At 61.6% G+C, this 17,769-nt stretch carries 13 protein-coding genes and 4 tRNA genes; all 17 read right to left on the bottom strand.

Annotated elements, in window-relative coordinates; genetic code table 11:
* Window positions 1-424 (bottom strand): GTP-binding protein (locus Q0602_RS14820; RefSeq protein ID WP_298844886.1); only part of this gene is annotated, 424 nt, incomplete at its 3' end.
* Between the two features lie 29 nt (window positions 425-453).
* The gene (gene fusA, locus Q0602_RS14815) at window positions 454-2,574 is read right to left on the bottom strand and encodes an elongation factor G (RefSeq protein WP_149436416.1); all 2,121 of its coding nucleotides are present in this window, start codon (window positions 2,572-2,574) and stop codon (window positions 454-456) included.
* A gap of 18 nt (window positions 2,575-2,592) precedes the next feature.
* Window positions 2,593-3,063: a 30S ribosomal protein S7 gene (gene rpsG / locus Q0602_RS14810; RefSeq protein WP_110603297.1), complete on the bottom strand. Its 471-nt coding sequence runs from the start codon at window positions 3,061-3,063 to the stop codon at window positions 2,593-2,595.
* 116 nt (window positions 3,064-3,179) lie between these two features.
* On the bottom strand, window positions 3,180-3,554 hold the full coding sequence (gene rpsL / locus Q0602_RS14805) for a 30S ribosomal protein S12 (protein WP_149436415.1): 375 nt from the start codon (window positions 3,552-3,554) through the stop codon (window positions 3,180-3,182).
* 168 nt (window positions 3,555-3,722) lie between these two features.
* On the bottom strand, window positions 3,723-7,949 hold the full coding sequence (rpoC, locus tag Q0602_RS14800) for a DNA-directed RNA polymerase subunit beta' (protein WP_298844883.1): 4,227 nt from the start codon (window positions 7,947-7,949) through the stop codon (window positions 3,723-3,725).
* Window positions 7,950-8,039: 90 nt separating this feature from the next.
* Window positions 8,040-12,116, bottom strand: coding sequence for a DNA-directed RNA polymerase subunit beta (gene rpoB, locus Q0602_RS14795; RefSeq protein ID WP_298844881.1), 4,077 nt, complete (start codon window positions 12,114-12,116; stop codon window positions 8,040-8,042).
* A 269-nt stretch (window positions 12,117-12,385) separates the two neighbouring features.
* Entirely contained in the window at window positions 12,386-12,757 is a 372-nt protein-coding gene (gene rplL / locus Q0602_RS14790; RefSeq protein WP_075571399.1) for a 50S ribosomal protein L7/L12, read from the bottom strand.
* A gap of 94 nt (window positions 12,758-12,851) precedes the next feature.
* Window positions 12,852-13,355: a 50S ribosomal protein L10 gene (rplJ, locus tag Q0602_RS14785; protein WP_110603288.1), complete on the bottom strand. Its 504-nt coding sequence runs from the start codon at window positions 13,353-13,355 to the stop codon at window positions 12,852-12,854.
* 269 nt (window positions 13,356-13,624) lie between these two features.
* Window positions 13,625-14,317 (bottom strand): 50S ribosomal protein L1, encoded by a 693-nt coding sequence (gene rplA / locus Q0602_RS14780; protein WP_110603286.1) that lies wholly within the window; start codon window positions 14,315-14,317, stop codon window positions 13,625-13,627.
* Window positions 14,318-14,319: 2 nt separating this feature from the next.
* Complete coding sequence (gene rplK / locus Q0602_RS14775; protein ID WP_110603284.1) at window positions 14,320-14,751, bottom strand: 50S ribosomal protein L11; 432 nt, start codon at window positions 14,749-14,751, stop codon at window positions 14,320-14,322.
* A 114-nt stretch (window positions 14,752-14,865) separates the two neighbouring features.
* Complete coding sequence (gene nusG, locus Q0602_RS14770; protein ID WP_110603282.1) at window positions 14,866-15,399, bottom strand: transcription termination/antitermination protein NusG; 534 nt, start codon at window positions 15,397-15,399, stop codon at window positions 14,866-14,868.
* Between the two features lie 8 nt (window positions 15,400-15,407).
* A complete protein-coding gene (secE, locus tag Q0602_RS14765) occupies window positions 15,408-15,776 on the bottom strand; it encodes a preprotein translocase subunit SecE (protein ID WP_295041176.1) in 369 nt (122 codons plus the stop codon).
* Between the two features lie 72 nt (window positions 15,777-15,848).
* Window positions 15,849-15,924, bottom strand: a tRNA-Trp gene (locus Q0602_RS14760).
* 152 nt (window positions 15,925-16,076) lie between these two features.
* A tRNA-Thr gene (locus tag Q0602_RS14755) sits at window positions 16,077-16,151 on the bottom strand.
* A gap of 21 nt (window positions 16,152-16,172) precedes the next feature.
* Window positions 16,173-16,246 (bottom strand) — tRNA-Gly (locus tag Q0602_RS14750).
* A 57-nt stretch (window positions 16,247-16,303) separates the two neighbouring features.
* A tRNA-Tyr gene (locus Q0602_RS14745) sits at window positions 16,304-16,387 on the bottom strand.
* A gap of 222 nt (window positions 16,388-16,609) precedes the next feature.
* On the bottom strand, window positions 16,610-17,587 hold the full coding sequence (locus Q0602_RS14740; RefSeq protein WP_298844874.1) for a biotin--[acetyl-CoA-carboxylase] ligase: 978 nt from the start codon (window positions 17,585-17,587) through the stop codon (window positions 16,610-16,612).
* Window positions 17,588-17,769 lie beyond the last annotated feature (182 nt).

The following is a 17,769-nucleotide window of genomic DNA, read 5'->3' as shown; positions in this document are numbered from 1 at the left end:
CGACCATGTCGGCCTTGTTCAGGAACACGACGATGTACGGAACGCCAACCTGACGGGACAGCAGGATGTGCTCGCGCGTCTGCGGCATCGGGCCGTCAGCGGCGGAACAGACCAGGATGGCGCCATCCATCTGCGCAGCACCGGTGATCATGTTCTTGACGTAGTCGGCGTGTCCCGGGCAGTCGACGTGCGCGTAGTGGCGAACTTCGGACTGGTACTCGACGTGAGCGGTCGCGATGGTGATACCGCGCTCGCGCTCTTCCGGAGCGTTGTCGATCGAGTCGAACTGACGCCATTCGCCACCGAAGACTTCGGCGGAAACACGGGTCAGAGCTGCCGTCAGAGTCGTCTTACCGTGGTCGACGTGACCGATGGTGCCGACGTTGACGTGCGGTTTGGAGCGTTCAAATTTTGCCTTAGCCACTGCTATAACCTCTTTACGTTAGCTAACGGTTAACCGTTCTGATTGATGACGGCATCAACGACGCTGGAGGGCGCCTCTTCGTAATTCGCAAACTCCATGGTGTAGCTTGCGCGTCCCTGGGTCTGAGAACGCAGATCGGTTGCATAACCGAACATCTCAGCCAACGGAACCGTGGCGCGAATGACCTTGCCAGAAGAGGAGTCATCCATGCCCTGCACAAGGCCACGTCGGCGGTTGAGGTCGCCCATGACATCACCCATGAAATCCTCGGGAGTCACGACTTCGACCTTCATTACCGGCTCGAGCAACACGGCCTTAGCCTTACGAGCACCTTCCTTGATCGCCATGGACGAGGCGACCTTGAACGCAGTCTCGTTGGAGTCCACGTCATGGTAGGAGCCATCGAACAGCGTCACCTTGACGTCGATCATCGGGTAACCCGCGATAACGCCGTTCTTGAGCTGTTCGTAAGCCCCTTTCTCGACGGCCGGCACGTACTCCTTGGGTACGACACCACCGACGATCTCGGACGCGAACTTGAAGGACATCTCCTCGTCCTCGCCCTTGTCTTCGGCCGTCAGCGGCTCGATGCGCAACCAGACGTGACCGTACTGGCCGCGACCACCTGACTGACGAACGAACTTGCCTTCCTGCTCCACCGACTGGCGGATGGTTTCACGATAGGCAACCTGCGGCTTGCCGATGTTGGCCTCGACCTTGAACTCGCGACGCATGCGGTCGACGATGATATCGAGGTGCAACTCGCCCATGCCCGAGATGATGGTCTGGCCCGTCTCCTCGTCGGTCTGGACACGGAAGGAGGGATCCTCCTGCGCCAGCTTGCCGAGGGCGACCCCCATCTTCTCCTGGTCGGGCTTGGACTTCGGCTCGACGGCGACGGAGATGACCGGCTCCGGGAACTCCATCCGCTCGAGAACGATCTTGTCGTTCAGGTCACACAGCGTGTCGCCGGTCGTGACGTCCTTGAGGCCGATACAGGCGGCGATGTCGCCGGCGTAGACCTCTTTGATCTCTTCGCGCGAGTTGGCGTGCATCTGCACGATACGGCCGACACGCTCTTTCTTCGACTTCACGGAGTTGAAGATGCTGTCGCCGGACTTCAGCACGCCGGAGTAGACGCGCATGAAGGTCAGGGTCCCGACGAAGGGATCGGTGGCGATCTTGAACGCCAGCGCCGCGAAAGGCGCACTGTCGTCCGCCTCGCGTGTCGCGATGGTGCCGTCCTTGTCATCGAGCTCACCCTCGATCGCCTTGACTTCGGTCGGCGACGGCAGGTATTCGATGACGCAGTCCAGAACGGCCTGGACGCCCTTGTTCTTGAACGCGGAGCCGCAGGTCACGAGCACGATCTCGTTGGCGAGCGTACGTGCACGCAGACCGGCCTTGATGTCCTCGATCGACAGGTCACCCTCTTCGAGGTACTTGTCCATCAGTTCTTCGTTGGCTTCGGCCGCGGCTTCGACCATCTGCTCGCGGTACTTCTCGGCGGTTTCCTGCAGGTCGGCCGGGATATCGACCAACTCGTAGTTCATGCCGAAGTTTTCCTCGTCCCAGAGAATCGCCTTCATCTGGATGAGGTCGACCACGCCCTTGAACTCGTCTTCCGCGCCCCAGTTGATCTGGATCGGGACGACATTGGCGCCCAGACGGTCCTTCAGCTGATCCAGCACCATGTAGTAGTCGGCGCCGGCACGGTCCATCTTGTTGACGAACACCATGCGCGGTACTTCGTACTTGTTGGCCTGGCGCCAGACGGTCTCGGTCTGCGGCTGCACGCCGGAAGAGCCGCACAGCACGACGACCGCACCATCCAGCACGCGCAGAGAACGTTCGACTTCGATCGTGAAGTCGACGTGCCCCGGCGTATCGATGATATTGATACGGTGCTCGTCGAACTGCTTGCTCATGCCCTGCCAGAAGCAGGTGGTCGCCGCGGAGGTGATCGTGATGCCACGCTCCTGCTCCTGCTCCATCCAGTCCATGACGGCAGCGCCCTCATGAACCTCGCCCACCTTGTGGGACAGGCCGGTATAGAACAGGACACGCTCGGTAGTCGTCGTCTTGCCAGCGTCGACGTGGGCAACGATACCGATGTTGCGATAACGCTTGAGTGGTGTCTTGCGTGCCACGATGGAAGTCCCCGTTGATTAGAAGCGGTAGTGGGAGAAGGCCTTGTTGGCATCTGCCATGCGGTGCACGTCTTCACGCTTCTTCACAGCAGCGCCTTTACCTTCGGCGGCGTCCAGCATTTCGCCAGCAAGACGTTGCACCATGGTCTTTTCACCACGGCTGCGGGCGGCGTCGACCAGCCAGCGCATGGCCAGCGCCTGGCGACGTGACGGACGAACCTCGACCGGCACCTGGTAAGTCGCGCCGCCGACACGGCGAGACTTGACCTCGACCATCGGCTGAATGGCTTCCAGCGACTTGTCGAAAATGTCCAGCGGCGCTTCGTTACTGCGCTCGGCAACCCGGTCCAACGCGCCGTAAACGATACGTTCAGCCACGGACTTCTTGCCGCTGATCATCAGGTGGTTCATGAACTTGGCCAGGCGCTCACTTCCGAACTTGGGATCGGGAAGGATCTCGCGCTTAGCGGCAACTCTTCTTCTTGGCATGATAAGCCCTCTAGTTAAGGGTCGTTCAGGTAAACCCGGCACGACTCATCGCTGGTTAGCGGTAGCGGCCGACCTTACTCTTATCTGACCGATAATGATTGGTGACGGCGTCCGGATCAGGACTTGGGACGCTTGGTGCCGTACTTGGAACGGCCCTGCTTACGGTTCTGGACACCGGAGGTGTCGAGAGCGCCGCGCACGGTGTGATAGCGCACACCCGGCAAATCCTTGACGCGACCGCCACGGATCAGGACCACGGAGTGCTCCTGCAGGTTGTGGCCTTCGCCGCCGATGTAAGAGCTGACTTCGTAGCCGTTGGTGAGACGCACACGACACACCTTACGCAGCGCCGAGTTCGGCTTCTTGGGCGTAGTGGTGTAGACGCGGGTGCAGACCCCACGACGTTGCGGGCAAGCCTGCAGCGCCGGCACGTCGCTTGTCACGACCGGGCGCTTGCGCGGCTTGCGCACGAGCTGGTTAATCGTTGCCATAATGTTTAGCTGACTCCAATGGGTTGCCTTGCCTTATGCCAGGTCTTGGCGCACGGCCTTTGCATCGGCCGGTTGCACTACCCCTACATAAAGGCTGCGCATTCTAATCAGTTGTCATGAGACCCGTCAAGGCCACCCACCCGAGGGCGGGCGGCCCGGAATCACGACCTAGAGATCGTCGTCATCGGCATCGAGCGCGGTGAGCTGGGCGCCCAGCTCCTGCTCGACATCGAACGCCGACGGCTGCAGCGTGCGCTCGGACTCCTCGCGCTTGCGACGCCGCTCGTCGTGGTGGGCGAGCCCGGTTCCTGCCGGAATCAGACGGCCGACCACCACGTTTTCCTTCAGACCGCGCAGGTAGTCGCGCTTGCCGGTCACCGCGGCTTCGGTCAGCACGCGGGTCGTCTCCTGGAACGATGCCGCGGAGATGAACGACTCGGTGGCCAACGAGGCCTTGGTGATACCCAGCAGCAGGCGCTCGTACTTGGCCGGGAACTTCTCTTCCTGCTCGAGACGGGCGTTCTCCTCGAGCACCCGCACCAGCTCGACCTGGTCGCCCGGGATGAAGGTCGAATCGCCGGAGTCGGTGATCTCGACCTTGCGCAGCATCTGACGCACGATGACTTCGATGTGCTTGTCGTTGATGCTCACGCCCTGCAGGCGATAGACGTCCTGGATCTCGACGGTGATGTACTTGGCCAGCTCCGCTACGCCCAGCAGCCGCAGAATGTCGTGCGGGTTGCTGGGGCCGTCGGAGATGATCTCGCCCTTCTCGACCGTCTCGCCCTCGAACACCCCGATCTGACGCCATTTCGGGATCAGCATCTCCAGCGGATCGCCCTCTTCCGGCGTGATCGTCAGACGACGCTTGCCCTTGGTCTCCTTGCCGAAGCTGATCGTGCCGCTGATCTCGGCGAGGATGGAGGGCTCCTTCGGCTTGCGCGCCTCGAACAGGTCGGCAACGCGCGGCAGCCCCCCGGTGATGTCCTTGTTGCCGGACGCCTCCAGCGGGATACGCGCGATGACTTCACCCACGCCGATCTCGGTGCCGTTCTCCACCGCGACGATGGCACGGCCCGGCATCAGGTACTGCACCGGCGTGTTGGAACCCGGCAGCGTGACGTGCTGACCGTCCTCGCCCACCAGCATGATCATCGGGCGCTTGTCGCGGCCGGAGGCCGGACGTGCCGCCGACTCGATCACCTCGATGTTGGACAGGCCGGTCATTTCGTCGACCGTGCGGGTCATGGTCAGACCTTCGGTCATGTCCGTGAACTGCGCCTTGCCCTGCACCTCGGCAACGACCGGGTGGGTGTGCGGATCCCACTTGGCGACGACCTGGCCGCCTTCGACGTGATCGCCATCCTTGACCGACAGCTCGGCGCCGTAGGGCAGCTTGTAGTACTCGCGCTCACGGCCGTGGTCGTCGGCGACGGCCAGGGCACTGGAGCGGGAAACCACGATCAGCTTGCCATCGGCACGCTCGACCGACTTGATGTTGTGCAGGCGCACGCTGCCGCCGTGCTTGACCTGGACGCTGTCCACGGCGGAAGCACGCGATGCCGCGCCCCCGATGTGGAACGTACGCATGGTCAGCTGAGTACCCGGCTCACCGATCGACTGGGCGGCGATGACACCCACCGCTTCGCCGATGTTGGCCTGGTGGCCACGGGCCAGATCGCGACCGTAACAGGCCGAGCAGACGCCATGAGACGTCTCGCAACTGATCGGGCTGCGCACGATGATCTCGTCGACGCCCATGGTGTCGAGACGCTCGCACCAGGCTTCGTCGAGCAGCGTGCCGCGGGCGATCAGGACGTCCTCGGTCTGCGGATCGATGACGTCCTGTGCCACGACGCGACCCAGCACGCGCTGCGCCAGTGAGACGATGACGTCGCCGCCCTCGATCACCGGGTGCAGGGTGAGGCCCTCTTCGGTGCCGCAGTCCTCTTCGGTGATGACCAGGTCCTGCGCCACGTCGACCAGACGCCGGGTCAGGTAACCGGAGTTGGCGGTCTTGAGTGCGGTGTCCGCCAGGCCCTTACGCGCGCCGTGGGTGGAGATGAAGTACTGGAGTACGTTCAGGCCTTCACGGAAGTTGGCGGTGATCGGCGTTTCGATGATCGAGCCGTCCGGCTTGGCCATCAGGCCACGCATGCCCGCCAGCTGACGGATCTGGGCCGCGCTACCACGGGCACCGGAATCGGCCATGATGAACACGCTGTTGAACGAGTCCTGCTCGACCTGGTTGCCGTCGCGATCGGTGACGGTCTCTTTCGAGATACCGGCCATCATCGCCTTGGCCACCTTGTCGTTGGCCTTGGACCAGATGTCGATGACCTTGTTGTACTTCTCGCCCGCAGTCACCAGACCGGAGGAGAACTGATCCTCGATCTCCTTGACCTCATCTTCGGCCGCGTCGACGATCTCGGCCTTGGCATCCGGGATGACGAAGTCGTTAACGCCGATGGAGGCGCCGGACCAGGTCGCCAGACGGAAGCCGGTGTACATCAGTTGGTCGGCGAAGATGACCGCGTCCTTGAGGCCGGTGCGGCGGTAGACCTCGTTGATCAGGCCGGAGATCGCCTTCTTCTTCATCGGACGGTCGACCAGCTCGAACGGCATGCCCTTCGGCAGGATGCGGAACAGCAGCGCCCGGCCGACGGTGGTGTCCTTGATCGAGACGGTCTCGGTCAGCTCGGTGATCTCGCCATCCTTCTCGTCGGAGAGCCACTCGGTCAGGCGCACCTTGACCCGGGCGTGCAGCGACACGTTCTGGGTCGCGAAGGCGCGATCCAGCTCGTTGAGGTTGGAGAAGGCCTTGCCTTCACCCTTGGCGCCGATCCGCTCGCGGGTCATGTAGTAGAGGCCGAGCACGACGTCCTGGGACGGCACGATGATCGGCTCGCCGTTGGCCGGCGACAGCACGTTGTTGGTGGACATCATCAACGCGCGCGCCTCGAGCTGGGACTCCAGCGTCAGCGGCACGTGGACGGCCATCTGGTCGCCGTCGAAGTCGGCGTTGTAGGCGGCACAGACCAGCGGGTGCAGCTGGATCGCCTTGCCTTCAATCAGCAGCGGCTCGAACGCCTGGATGCCGAGACGGTGCAGGGTCGGTGCACGGTTGAGCAGCACCGGATGCTCGCGGATGACGTCGGCGAGGATGTCCCACACTTCCGGCAGCTCGCGCTCGACCATCTTCTTGGCGGCCTTGATCGTGGACGCCTGCCCGCTGCCCTGCAGCTTGGAGTAGATGAACGGCTTGAACAGCTCCAGCGCCATCTTCTTGGGCAGACCGCACTGATGCAGGCGCAGCGTCGGACCCACGGTGATGACCGAACGACCGGAGTAGTCGACACGCTTGCCCAGCAGGTTCTGGCGGAAACGCCCCTGCTTGCCCTTGATCATGTCGGCCAGCGACTTCAGCGGGCGCTTGTTGGAACCGGTGATGGCGCGGCCACGACGACCGTTGTCGAGCAGTGCGTCCACCGACTCCTGCAACATGCGCTTCTCGTTGCGCACGATGATGTCCGGCGCGTTGAGGTCGAGCAGCCGCTTGAGGCGGTTGTTGCGGTTGATCACGCGGCGGTACAGATCGTTGAGATCCGAGGTCGCGAAACGACCGCCGTCCAGCGGCACCAGCGGGCGCAGATCCGGCGGCAGCACCGGCAGCACTTCCATGACCATCCACGCCGGCGCATTGCCGGACTTGTAGAAGGCTTCCAGCAGCTTGAGGCGCTTGGAGAGCTTCTTGATCTTGGTCTCGGAGTTGGTCTGCGGAATCTCCTCGCGCAGCCGATCGATCTCCTCTTCCAGATCGATATCCTTGAGCAGGGCCTGCACGGCTTCGGCGCCCATGCGCGCATCGAAGTCGTCGCCGAACTCTTCCAGCGCCTCGAAGTACTGCTCGTCATTGAGCAACTGGCCGCGCTCGAGGGTGGTCATGCCCGGATCGATCACGACGAACGATTCGAAATAGAGCACGCGCTCGATGTCGCGCAGGGTCATGTCCAGGAACATGCCGATGCGTGACGGCAGCGACTTCAGAAACCAGATGTGCGCCACCGGCGAGGCCAGCTCGATGTGGCCCATGCGCTCGCGGCGAACCGCGGCCTTGGTCACTTCGACCCCACACTTCTCGCAGATGATGCCGCGATGCTTCATGCGCTTGTACTTGCCGCACAGGCACTCGTAATCCTTGACCGGCCCGAAGATCTTGGCGCAGAACAGACCGTCACGCTCAGGCTTGAACGTACGGTAGTTGATGGTCTCCGGCTTCTTGACTTCGCCGTATGACCAGGAGCGAATCATTTCCGGCGACGCGAGCGTGATCTTGATCGCGTCGAACTCGTCAGATTGCGCCTGTGACTTGAGGACTTTCACCAAATCTTTCATGGGATCGCTCCGTTGCGGAGTTGTCATGAGCGGGGCCGCGAATCACTCGCTCGCCCCGCAAACCGTCGCTATCGATCGACTGTGCCGGTCTTAGCTTTCCAATTCGATGTCGATACCCAGCGAGCGGATTTCCTTCACCAGCACATTGAAGGATTCCGGCATACCGGCCTGCATGGTGTGGTCGCCATCCACGATGCTCTTGTACATCTTGGTTCGACCCTCGACGTCATCCGACTTGACGGTGAGCATCTCCTGCAGGGTGTAGGCGGCGCCGTACGCCTCGAGTGCCCACACTTCCATCTCACCGAAGCGCTGTCCGCCGAACTGCGCCTTGCCGCCCAGCGGCTGCTGGGTGACCAGCGAGTAGGAGCCGGTGGAACGCGCGTGCATCTTGTCGTCGACCAGGTGGTTGAGCTTCAGCATGTACATGTAGCCCACGGTCACCGGACGATCGAACGACTCGCCGGTACGGCCGTCGTAGAGCGTCATCTGGCCGGAGTCCGGCAGATCGGCGAGCTTCAGCAGATGCTTGATCTCGTGCTCCTTGGCGCCGTCGAACACCGGCGTCGCGATCGGCACGCCGCCGCGCAGGTTCTTGGCCAGGGTGATGATCTCGTCATCGGTCAGGGAGTCGATGTCCTCCTGACGCGTCTCCTGGGTGTTGTAGACCTGCTTGAGGAAGCCGCGAATCTCGCTGACCTGCTGTTCGCGCGCATCACGCAGCATTCGGTCGATCTTGACGCCGAGGCCGTGGGCCGCCATGCCCAGGTGGGTCTCGAGGATCTGACCGACGTTCATGCGTGACGGTACGCCCAGCGGGTTGAGCACCACGTCGACCGGCTGGCCGTTGTCGTCGAACGGCATGTCCTCGATCGGCATGATCGCGGAGATGACACCCTTGTTACCGTGGCGACCGGCCATCTTGTCGCCCGGCTGGATGCGACGCTTCACCGCCAGGTAGACCTTGACGATCTTGAGCACGCCCGGCGCGAGGTCGTCGCCCTGGGTGAGCTTGCGCTTCTTGTCCTCGAAACGCTCGTCCATCTCCTTGCGGCGATTTTCCAGCTGCTCGTCGGCCTGGGCCAGCAGCTCGTTGAGCGTCTCGTCCTGCATCCGCAGCTTGAACCACTGCTGACGCGGCAGCTCGTCGAGATAGTCTTCGCTCAGGACATCTCCCTTCTTGAGTTTCGGACCGCCATTGACCGGCTGCCCGTCCAGCGTGCGCTGGAGACGCTCGAAAGTCGCTTCCTCGGCGATGCGATAGGTCTCCTGCAGGTCACGACGCACCTCGTCGAGCTGCTGCTGCTCTATGGAGAGCGCGCGGGAGTCCTTCTCGACGCCATCGCGGGTGAACACCTGGACGTCGATGACGGTACCGCGCATGCCGGTGGGCGCGCGCAGCGAGGTGTCCTTCACGTCGGACGCCTTCTCGCCGAAGATCGCCCGCAGCAGCTTCTCTTCCGGCGTCAGCTGGGTCTCGCCCTTGGGCGTGACCTTGCCGACCAGGATGTCGCCCGCGCCGACTTCGGCGCCGATGTAGACCACGCCAGCTTCGTCCAGCTTGCCCAGCGCCGACTCGCCGACGTTGGGGATATCCGAGGTGATCTCTTCCGCCCCCAGCTTGGTGTCGCGGGAGACGCAGGTCAGTTCCTGGATATGGATCGTGGTGAAACGATCGTCCTCGACCACGCGCTCGGAGACGAGGATGGAGTCCTCGAAGTTGTAGCCGTTCCACGGCATGAACGCGAGACGCATGTTCTGCCCCAGCGCCAGGTCACCCATGTCGACGGACGGGCCGTCGGCCAGGATGTCGCCCCGCGCCACCTTGTCGCCCGGGCGCACGATCGGGCGCTGGTTCTGACAGGTGTTCTGGTTGGAACGCACGTACTTGGTCAGGTTGTAGATGTCGACACCGGCTTCGCCACCGATGATCTCGTCTTCGTTGATCCGGACCACGACGCGCTTGGCATCGACGGAGTCGATCACGCCGCCACGACGCGCCACGGCGCAGACGCCGGAGTCACGCGCCACGAAGCGCTCCATCCCGGTACCCACCAGCGGCTTGTCGGCGCGCAGGGTCGGCACCGCCTGACGCTGCATGTTCGAGCCCATCAGGGCGCGGTTGGCGTCATCGTGCTCGAGGAACGGAATCAGCGCGGCGGCGACCGAGACCACCTGGCGCGGAGACACGTCCATCAGCGTGACCTTGTCCGGTGCCATGAAGGTGGTCTCACCCTTGTGGCGAACCTGGACCAGGTCGTCGATCAGCTTGTTGCTCTCGTCGACCGTCGCCGAAGCCTGGGCGATGATGAAGTCGCCTTCCTCGATCGCCGACAGATGCACGATCTCGTCGGTCAGCTGACGATCCACGACCTTGCGATACGGCGTCTCGAGGAAACCGTAGCTGTTGGTCTTGGAATAGGTCGCCAACGAGTTGATCAGGCCGATGTTCGGACCTTCCGGCGTTTCGATCGGACACAGGCGACCGTAGTGCGTGGCGTGAACGTCACGTACCTCGAAGCCGGCACGCTCACGGGTCAGACCACCCGGCCCGAGCGCGGAGACACGACGCTTGTGCGTCACCTCGGAGAGCGGGTTGTTCTGGTCCATGAACTGGGACAGCTGGGAGGAGCCGAAGAACTCCTTCACCGCCGCTGCCACCGGCTTGGCATTGATCAGATCCTGCGGCATCAGGCCTTCGCTCTCCGCCATGGAGAGACGCTCCTTGACCGCACGCTCGACGCGCACCAGGCCGACGCGGAACTGGTTCTCCGCCATCTCGCCGACACAGCGGATACGACGGTTGCCCAGGTGATCGATATCGTCGACTTCGCCGAAGCCGTTACGGATGTTGATCAGCTCTTTGAGGACATCGAGGATGTCCTGGTTGTCGAGCACGCCGGAACCGGTGTCGGACTCGCGACGCAGACGACGGTTGAACTTCATCCGGCCGACGCCCGACAGGTCGTAGCGGTCTTCGGTGAAGAACAGGTTGTGGAACAGCGTCTCGGCCGCTTCCTTGGTGGGCGGCTCGCCGGGACGCATCATGCGGTAGATCTCGACCAGCGCTTCCAGTGCGGAGCGCGTGGTGTCCACCTTCAGCGTATCGGAGATGAACGAGCCCGCGTCGAGATCGTTGGTGTAGAGCGTCTCCAGCTTGGTGACGCCGCCCTGCCCCAGCTTCTCGACCAGCTCCGGCGTCAGCTCGGTATTGCACTCGCAGATCAGCTCGCCGGTATTGGCATCGACCTGATCCTTGGCCAGCGTCTTGCCGAACAGGTAGTCCATCGGCACCTGCAGCCGCTCGATCCCGGCACTCTCCAACTGACGGATGTGCTTCTGGGTGATGCGGCGTCCCTCTTCGACGATGACGTTGCCGTCGGTGTCCTTGATGTCGAAGGTCGCGGTTTCACCACGCAACCGGGACGGCACCAGCTCGACGAAAATTCCGTCGCTTTCGATATGGAACGTGCTGGTATCGAAGAAGGTATCGAGGATCTCCTCGGCGCTCATGCCGAGCGCGCGCATCAGCACGGTCGCCGGCAGCTTGCGGCGACGGTCGATACGCACGAAGACGTTGTCTTTCGGATCGAACTCGAAATCCAGCCAGGAGCCGCGGTAAGGAATGATGCGCGCGGAATAAAGCAGCTTCCCGGAGGAGTGGCTCTTACCCTTGTCGTGATCGAAGAACACACCCGGCGAGCGATGGAGCTGGGAGACGATGACGCGTTCGGTACCGTTGACCACGAACGTGCCATTCTCGGTCATCAGGGGGATCTCCCCCATGTAGACTTCCTGCTCCTTGATGTCCTTGATGGCCTTGTTCGACGACTCTTTGTCGTAGATGATCAGGCGAACCTTGACACGCAGCGGTGCCGAATAGGTCACGCCACGCAGTTGGCACTCCTTGACGTCGAACGCCGGGGTACCGAAGCGGTAACTGACATACTCGAGCGCCGCATTGCCTGAAAAGCTCTCGATCGGAAATACGGACTTGAAAGCCGCATGGAGACCGGTCTCGAGACGCTCTTCCGGCGCCCGGTCCTGCTGGAGAAAGTCGTAATAGGAATCAAGCTGGATGGCCAGCAGGTAGGGCACATCCATTACTTGAGGCAGTTTGCCGAAATCCTTGCGGATGCGTTTTTTCTCAGTGTATGAGTAAGCCATCTGTATTCCCCAGCTTGTTCACCATGGGTGACCGGTGCGTGGTCGGCGCTCCCTAACGCGGGCTACCCCCGTTAGGCGCTGACGGCAAGCCTCCCAAAAGAGGGAGCTCGCCGTCGGAATTCGTCTAGTGGCTACAATCCTGTACCGGGAGGTCGACCCCGGATCAGGCGTACTAACGCCAGGCTAGCAAAAACAGAAAAAGGCCGGCAGCGGGTAGGCCCGCCACCAGCCGTGGCGCTTACGCAGCGCGTGAAGCCGTGAGCACAGAGTTACTTGAGCTCCACAGAAGCGCCAGCTTCTTCCAGCTTCTTCTTGGCTTCTTCAGCGTCGTCCTTGGACAGACCTTCCTTGATAGTCGCCGGAGCGCCGTCGACGGCACCCTTGGCTTCTTTCAGGCCCAGACCGGTGATTTCGCGGACGACCTTGATGACGTTGACTTTCTTGTCACCGGCAGCGGTCAGAACGACGGAGAACTCGGTCTGCTCTTCAGCAGCAGCTTCACCACCGCCGCCAGGACCGGCGACGACAGCAGCCGCTGCAGAGACGCCGAACTTCTCTTCCATTGCAGAAACCAGTTCCGCAACTTCCATCACGGACATTTCGGCAACGGCGTTGATGATGTCTTCTTGAGAAAGTGCCATTTTCAGATTCCTAAACTTTGCGGAGCCCCAACCGGTATCGGCCAAGCGCTCGTTGATTCAATAGTCGATCCAGTCTGCGCGGACGAGCCACCAATCAGGCTGCTTCTTCCTGCTTCTGGTCGCGAAGTGCTGCAAGCGTACGAACCAGCTTGCCGGCAGAAGCTTCCTTCATGACGGACATCAGCTTGGCGATCGCTTCATCGTATGTCGGCAGCGTTGCCAGACGGTCGATATCGGCAGCCGGGATCATCTCCCCTTCGTAAGCCAGCGCCTTGACTTCGAACTCCTTCTGCGTCTTGCCGAACTCCTTGAACAGCCGCGCGGCAGCGCCGGGGTGCTCGTAGGAGAAGGCCAGCAGCGTCGGGCCTGCGAAAGTCTCGTTCAGACACTCCCATGAAGTGCCTGACAGCGCACGGCGTGCCAGCGTGTTGCGGACAACACGAATCTGGACGCCATTCTCGCGAGCCTGTTTGCGCAGATCGGTCATTGCGCCAACGGTCACGCCGCGAGAATCGGCAACTACGACGGAAAGAGCGTCCTTAGCGGCTTCACTGACCTCGGCAACAATCGCTTTTTTGCCTTCGAGTGCTAGTGGCACAGTGGTTACTCCTTCGTGCCGGGGCGACGGCGTCGCGACCCGGTGGTTACCATCTCTTTCACCTGACAGCGGTGAAAGTCTTGGATGATGGCTGCACACCTGACTCGGCGAGCAACACCATCTGCGCAGGCCCCCTCGCGGGGCATTAAGTCAGCGACTAGCGCTGTCACCTGCGGTCTTTGACGGTGCCCCGCCCCACTCTGCCAGGACGACACGAGTCGTCGAAACAGCGCACGGGGACCGCAAAGTTATTGCCTGGTTGTCGCCGATCACGCGTAAGCGCTGTGATCGACGGTCAGACCCGGGCCCATGGTGCTGGACAGGGTCAGTTTCTTGAGATAGATGCCCTTGGACGTGCTCGGCTTGAGACGCTTGAGGTCGTTGACCAGCGCTTCGAGGTTGCCCTTGAGCGCGTCAGCGGGGAAGTCGACCTTACCGATGGAGGCATGGATGATGCCGTTCTTGTCGGTACGGAAACGGACCTGACCCGCCTTGGCGTTCTTGACCGCGGTGGCGACGTCCGGCGTCACGGTGCCGACCTTGGGGTTCGGCATCAGGCCGCGCGGGCCCAGGATCTGGCCCAACTGGCCCACGACGCGCATGGCATCCGGCGCAGCGACGACGACGTCGAAGTTCATGTTGCCTTTCTTGACGTCTTCGGCCAGATCTTCCATGCCAACGATGTCGGCACCGGCTTCCTTGGCAGCGTCGGCGGCGGCGCCTTGCGCGAACACGGCAACGCGGACGTCACGACCGGTTCCGTTCGGCAGCACGGTGGCGCCACGCACGACTTGGTCGGATTTACGCGGATCGACGCCCAGGTTGATGGAAACCTCGACGGCTTCCTTGAACTTGACCGTGGACACCTCGGAGAGCAGCGCGACGGCTTCTTCAAGGGTGTAAACCTTACCCGGCTCGACCTTCTCGCGAATCATCTGAGCGCGTTTTGTCAGCTTTGCCATGATCAGAGGCCCTCCACGTTGAGGCCCATGCTGCGGGCACTGCCAGCGATGGTACGAACAGCAGCGTCAAGACTGGCGGCCGTCAGATCCGGCTCCTTGGTCTTGGCGATCTCTTCGAGCTGTTCACGCGTCACGGTGCCGACCTTGGTCTTGTTCGGCACACCGGAACCGGACTTGATGCCCGCTGCCTTCTTCAGCAACACGGCCGCCGGCGGCGTCTTGGTGACGAAGGTGAAGCTGCGATCGCTGTAGACGGTGATCACGACCGGCGTCGGCAGGCCCGGCTCAATCTCTTGAGTCGCGGCGTTGAACGCCTTGCAGAATTCCATGATGTTGACGCCGTGCTGACCCAGCGCAGGGCCCACGGGCGGACTCGGATTGGCCTTGCCAGCTGCGACCTGCAGCTTGATGTAGGCCTGGACTTTCTTAGCCATTTTGAACTCCAGTCGGGTACGGACGCCTTGCGGCTCCCCAATTCAACCGGCACGACGACCGGCAACGATAACGCAGCACCGGATGGCGCTGCGATGAACTCAATACGACGCCGGTCAGTCCTTGACCACCTGGACGAATTCCAGCTCCACCGGCGTCGAGCGTCCGAAGATCAGCACGCTGACCTGCAGGCGACTCTTTTCGTAATTGACCTCTTCCACGACGCCGTTGAAATCGGCGAAGGGGCCATCGACGACACGAACGGTCTCGCCTGGCTCGAAGAGTGTCTTGGGGCGTGGCTTGTCGGTGCCATCCTGGACGCGGCGCAAAATCGCATCCGCTTCTTTCTGCGTGATCGCGGCGGGCTTCTCCGGCGTACCGCCGATGAATCCCATGACGCGGGGCGTCTCGTTGACCAGGTGCCAAGTCTGTTCGTTCATCTCCATCTCGACCAGCACATAGCCGGGATAGAACTTGCGCTCGCTCTTGCGGCGCTTGCCGTCACGCATCTCGACGACTTCCTCGGTCGGAACCAGGATGTCACCGAACTGATCTTCGACTTCGTAGAGCTTTACCCGTTCGATCAGCGAACGCATCACCTGCTTCTCGAAACCGGAATAGGCGTGAACGACGTACCAACGCTTGGACATGAAAACTCCTAGCCAATGATTCCGGACATCGCCCAACCCAGGACGGTATCGATAAGCCACAGCAGCAGCCCCACGACAAGAACGGCCGCCAGTACGATCAACGTCGTCTGGATGGTCTCTTGTCGGGTCGGCCAGACCACTCGCTGAATCTCACGCTTGGAACCTCGCGCCAGATCCATCAATGCCTGCCCCTTTGCCGTGGTCAACGCGATCGCGGCGGCAACACCACAGATGACGACGACGCCCAGCACGCGGTAAAGCAACGCCTGATCCGCGAACCACGCATTGCCGCCAACCGCGACTGCCAGCAGCAACACCACGACGACCCATTTGGGAGTGTCGAAGCGTGACTGCTGCACCTCGGCGTTGTGCTTCATGAAAACTCCTCAACTCAAGGCGCGATAACCGAACAAGACAAGATATCAAATACAAGCCAGCCTGGGGAAGACTGGCAGGCCAGGAGGGAATCGAACCCCCAACCTGCGGTTTTGGAGACCGCTGCTCTGCCAATTGAGCTACTGGCCTGCAACTACACTTCCGAGAAGCACCCGGAAATTAGGAGGGCGCTATGATAGCGAAGAGATGCCAGAAAAAGCAATCCCATCCGGCATTTTTCTTTTTCACCAAAAAAGCGAGCTCCTGGCTCGCTTTTCGCACATCGGCATCGATGCTTGAAATGGAGCTCATGGACGGAATTGAACCGTCGACCTCACCCTTACCAAGGGTGTGCTCTACCCCTGAGCTACATGAGCCTAAATCACTTCAACATCAAATGGAGCGGGTAGTGGGAATCGAACCCACACCATCAGCTTGGAAGGCTGAGGTTCTACCATTGAACTATACCCGCCTACCCGCTCTGACTCCGGCTTGCCGAGACAGACCGGCAAAACTTCTGCATCGAAACTGGTGGAGAGGGAAGGATTCGAACCTTCGAAGCTTTCGCGGCAGATTTACAGTCTGCTCCCTTTGGCCACTCGGGAACCTCTCCATGCCGGCGACAGATTTTACACTGCCGCTCATTGATGTCAAGCGTCTGTTTTTATTGCGATAACAGGCTCAAACATCAATTGCCTTGCGCGCAAAGCGGGGCGCATTGTGTCAAAGCGAGCCTTCGAATGCAAGCTTGAAAGCCATCTTTTCGACATCGCTCAGTTCATCCACGCCATGCGCCTTCGATTCCCCATACGCTCGCCGACGATCGCAGGGCGGATCACTTCGGCCGGATGCTTATCTCGCCCCCCGTGAGGGCCTGCTCGCCGGCTTCGGTCTTCACGATCAGGTTGCCGCTGAGGTCCACCTCGACCGCTTCGGCGATGTAGGACGTGGAGCCCTGGTGAATGCGAATGGATCGACCCGCATAGGCGTGCCGCCTGTTCCATTCAGCGCGCCAGGCGCCGAAACCCCGGCGCTCGAACTCGGGCAACATCATCAGCAGCGACTCGATCAGCGCCGCCGCGACATGATTGCGCTTGGGCGCGCGAACCACGTCGGCGAGTGCGCCCACCGACTGCCCCGCAGCCTCTCGAACGGTATCGCTCGCAGAGACGTTGAGGCCGATTCCAATGACCACTTCGCAAGGCCCTTCCACGTCTCCGGTCACCTCGAGCAGAATACCGGCAAGTTTCTGCCATTCGTCACCGACGGCAAGCAGAACGTCGTTGGGCCATTTCAGGGCAACATCGACACCCAGGTCACCGACGACATCGGCCAGAACCACCCCGACGGCAAGGCTCAGCCCCTCGAGAGCTGCCACGCCGGACTCGAACCGCCAACCCAGCGACAGGATCAGACTCTCCCCCCAGCTGGTGCTCCAGACCTTCCCTCGGCGGCCTCGCCCAGCCGTCTGGCTCTCCGCCAGGCATACCTCGCCGTGACCCGCACCATGGCGGAAGCGATCGCGCAGGAACGTGTTGGTGGAGTCGAGAACATCCTCGACGAAAAGCCGCTTGAGATGATGTCGGGTCTCGGCCGACAACCGGGAAACGATGTAGGCGCCGTCGAGCGAATCCAGCGGGTTGACCAGTCGATAGCCCCGCCCCTTGACCGCCTCCAGTGGCAGGTTCATCGCCTCCAGCTTCTTGAGCTGTTTCCAGACTGCGGTACGCGACACGCCAAGACGCTCACCCAACTGCTGGCCGGAATGATAGTTGCCATCACTGAGCAAACGAATCAGGTCACCGATACTCATCAGGATACGCCTAGCGCAAAAACCGATATTCTAGCGGACTTCGCGGCTTATCGATAACGCAGCCCGCAGCCCGCAGCCCGCAGCCCGCAGCGATCATGTGCCGGACAAAGAAAAACCCCAGCTTCTTTCGAAGCTGGGGTTTCTGAATAAGTGCCTGACGATGACCTACTCTCACATGGGGA

This window comes from uncultured Salinicola sp. (assembly GCF_937921195.1).
Classification (GTDB): domain Bacteria; phylum Pseudomonadota; class Gammaproteobacteria; order Pseudomonadales; family Halomonadaceae; genus Salinicola.
This window is presented reverse-complemented; position numbering and strand designations above follow the sequence as displayed.

Excerpts from the sequence above, each read along its gene's own strand:
- rpsL (WP_149436415.1), bottom strand. The coding sequence starts at position 3,554 with ATGGCAACGATTAACCAGCTCGTGCGCAAGCCGCGCAAGCGCCCGGTC.
- rplA (WP_110603286.1), bottom strand. The coding sequence starts at position 14,317 with ATGGCAAAGCTGACAAAACGCGCTCAGATGATTCGCGAGAAGGTCGAG.
- Q0602_RS14740 (WP_298844874.1), bottom strand. The coding sequence starts at position 17,587 with ATGAGTATCGGTGACCTGATTCGTTTGCTCAGTGATGGCAACTATCAT.
- rplK (WP_110603284.1), bottom strand. The coding sequence starts at position 14,751 with ATGGCTAAGAAAGTCCAGGCCTACATCAAGCTGCAGGTCGCAGCTGGC.
- rplL (WP_075571399.1), bottom strand. The coding sequence starts at position 12,757 with ATGGCACTTTCTCAAGAAGACATCATCAACGCCGTTGCCGAAATGTCC.
- rpsG (WP_110603297.1), bottom strand. The coding sequence starts at position 3,063 with ATGCCAAGAAGAAGAGTTGCCGCTAAGCGCGAGATCCTTCCCGATCCC.
- nusG (WP_110603282.1), bottom strand. The coding sequence starts at position 15,399 with ATGTCCAAGCGTTGGTACGTCGTTCACGCCTATTCCGGTTTCGAGAAG.
- secE (WP_295041176.1), bottom strand. The coding sequence starts at position 15,776 with ATGAAGCACAACGCCGAGGTGCAGCAGTCACGCTTCGACACTCCCAAA.
- rpoC (WP_298844883.1), bottom strand. The coding sequence starts at position 7,949 with ATGAAAGATTTGGTGAAAGTCCTCAAGTCACAGGCGCAATCTGACGAG.
- rpoB (WP_298844881.1), bottom strand. The coding sequence starts at position 12,116 with ATGGCTTACTCATACACTGAGAAAAAACGCATCCGCAAGGATTTCGGC.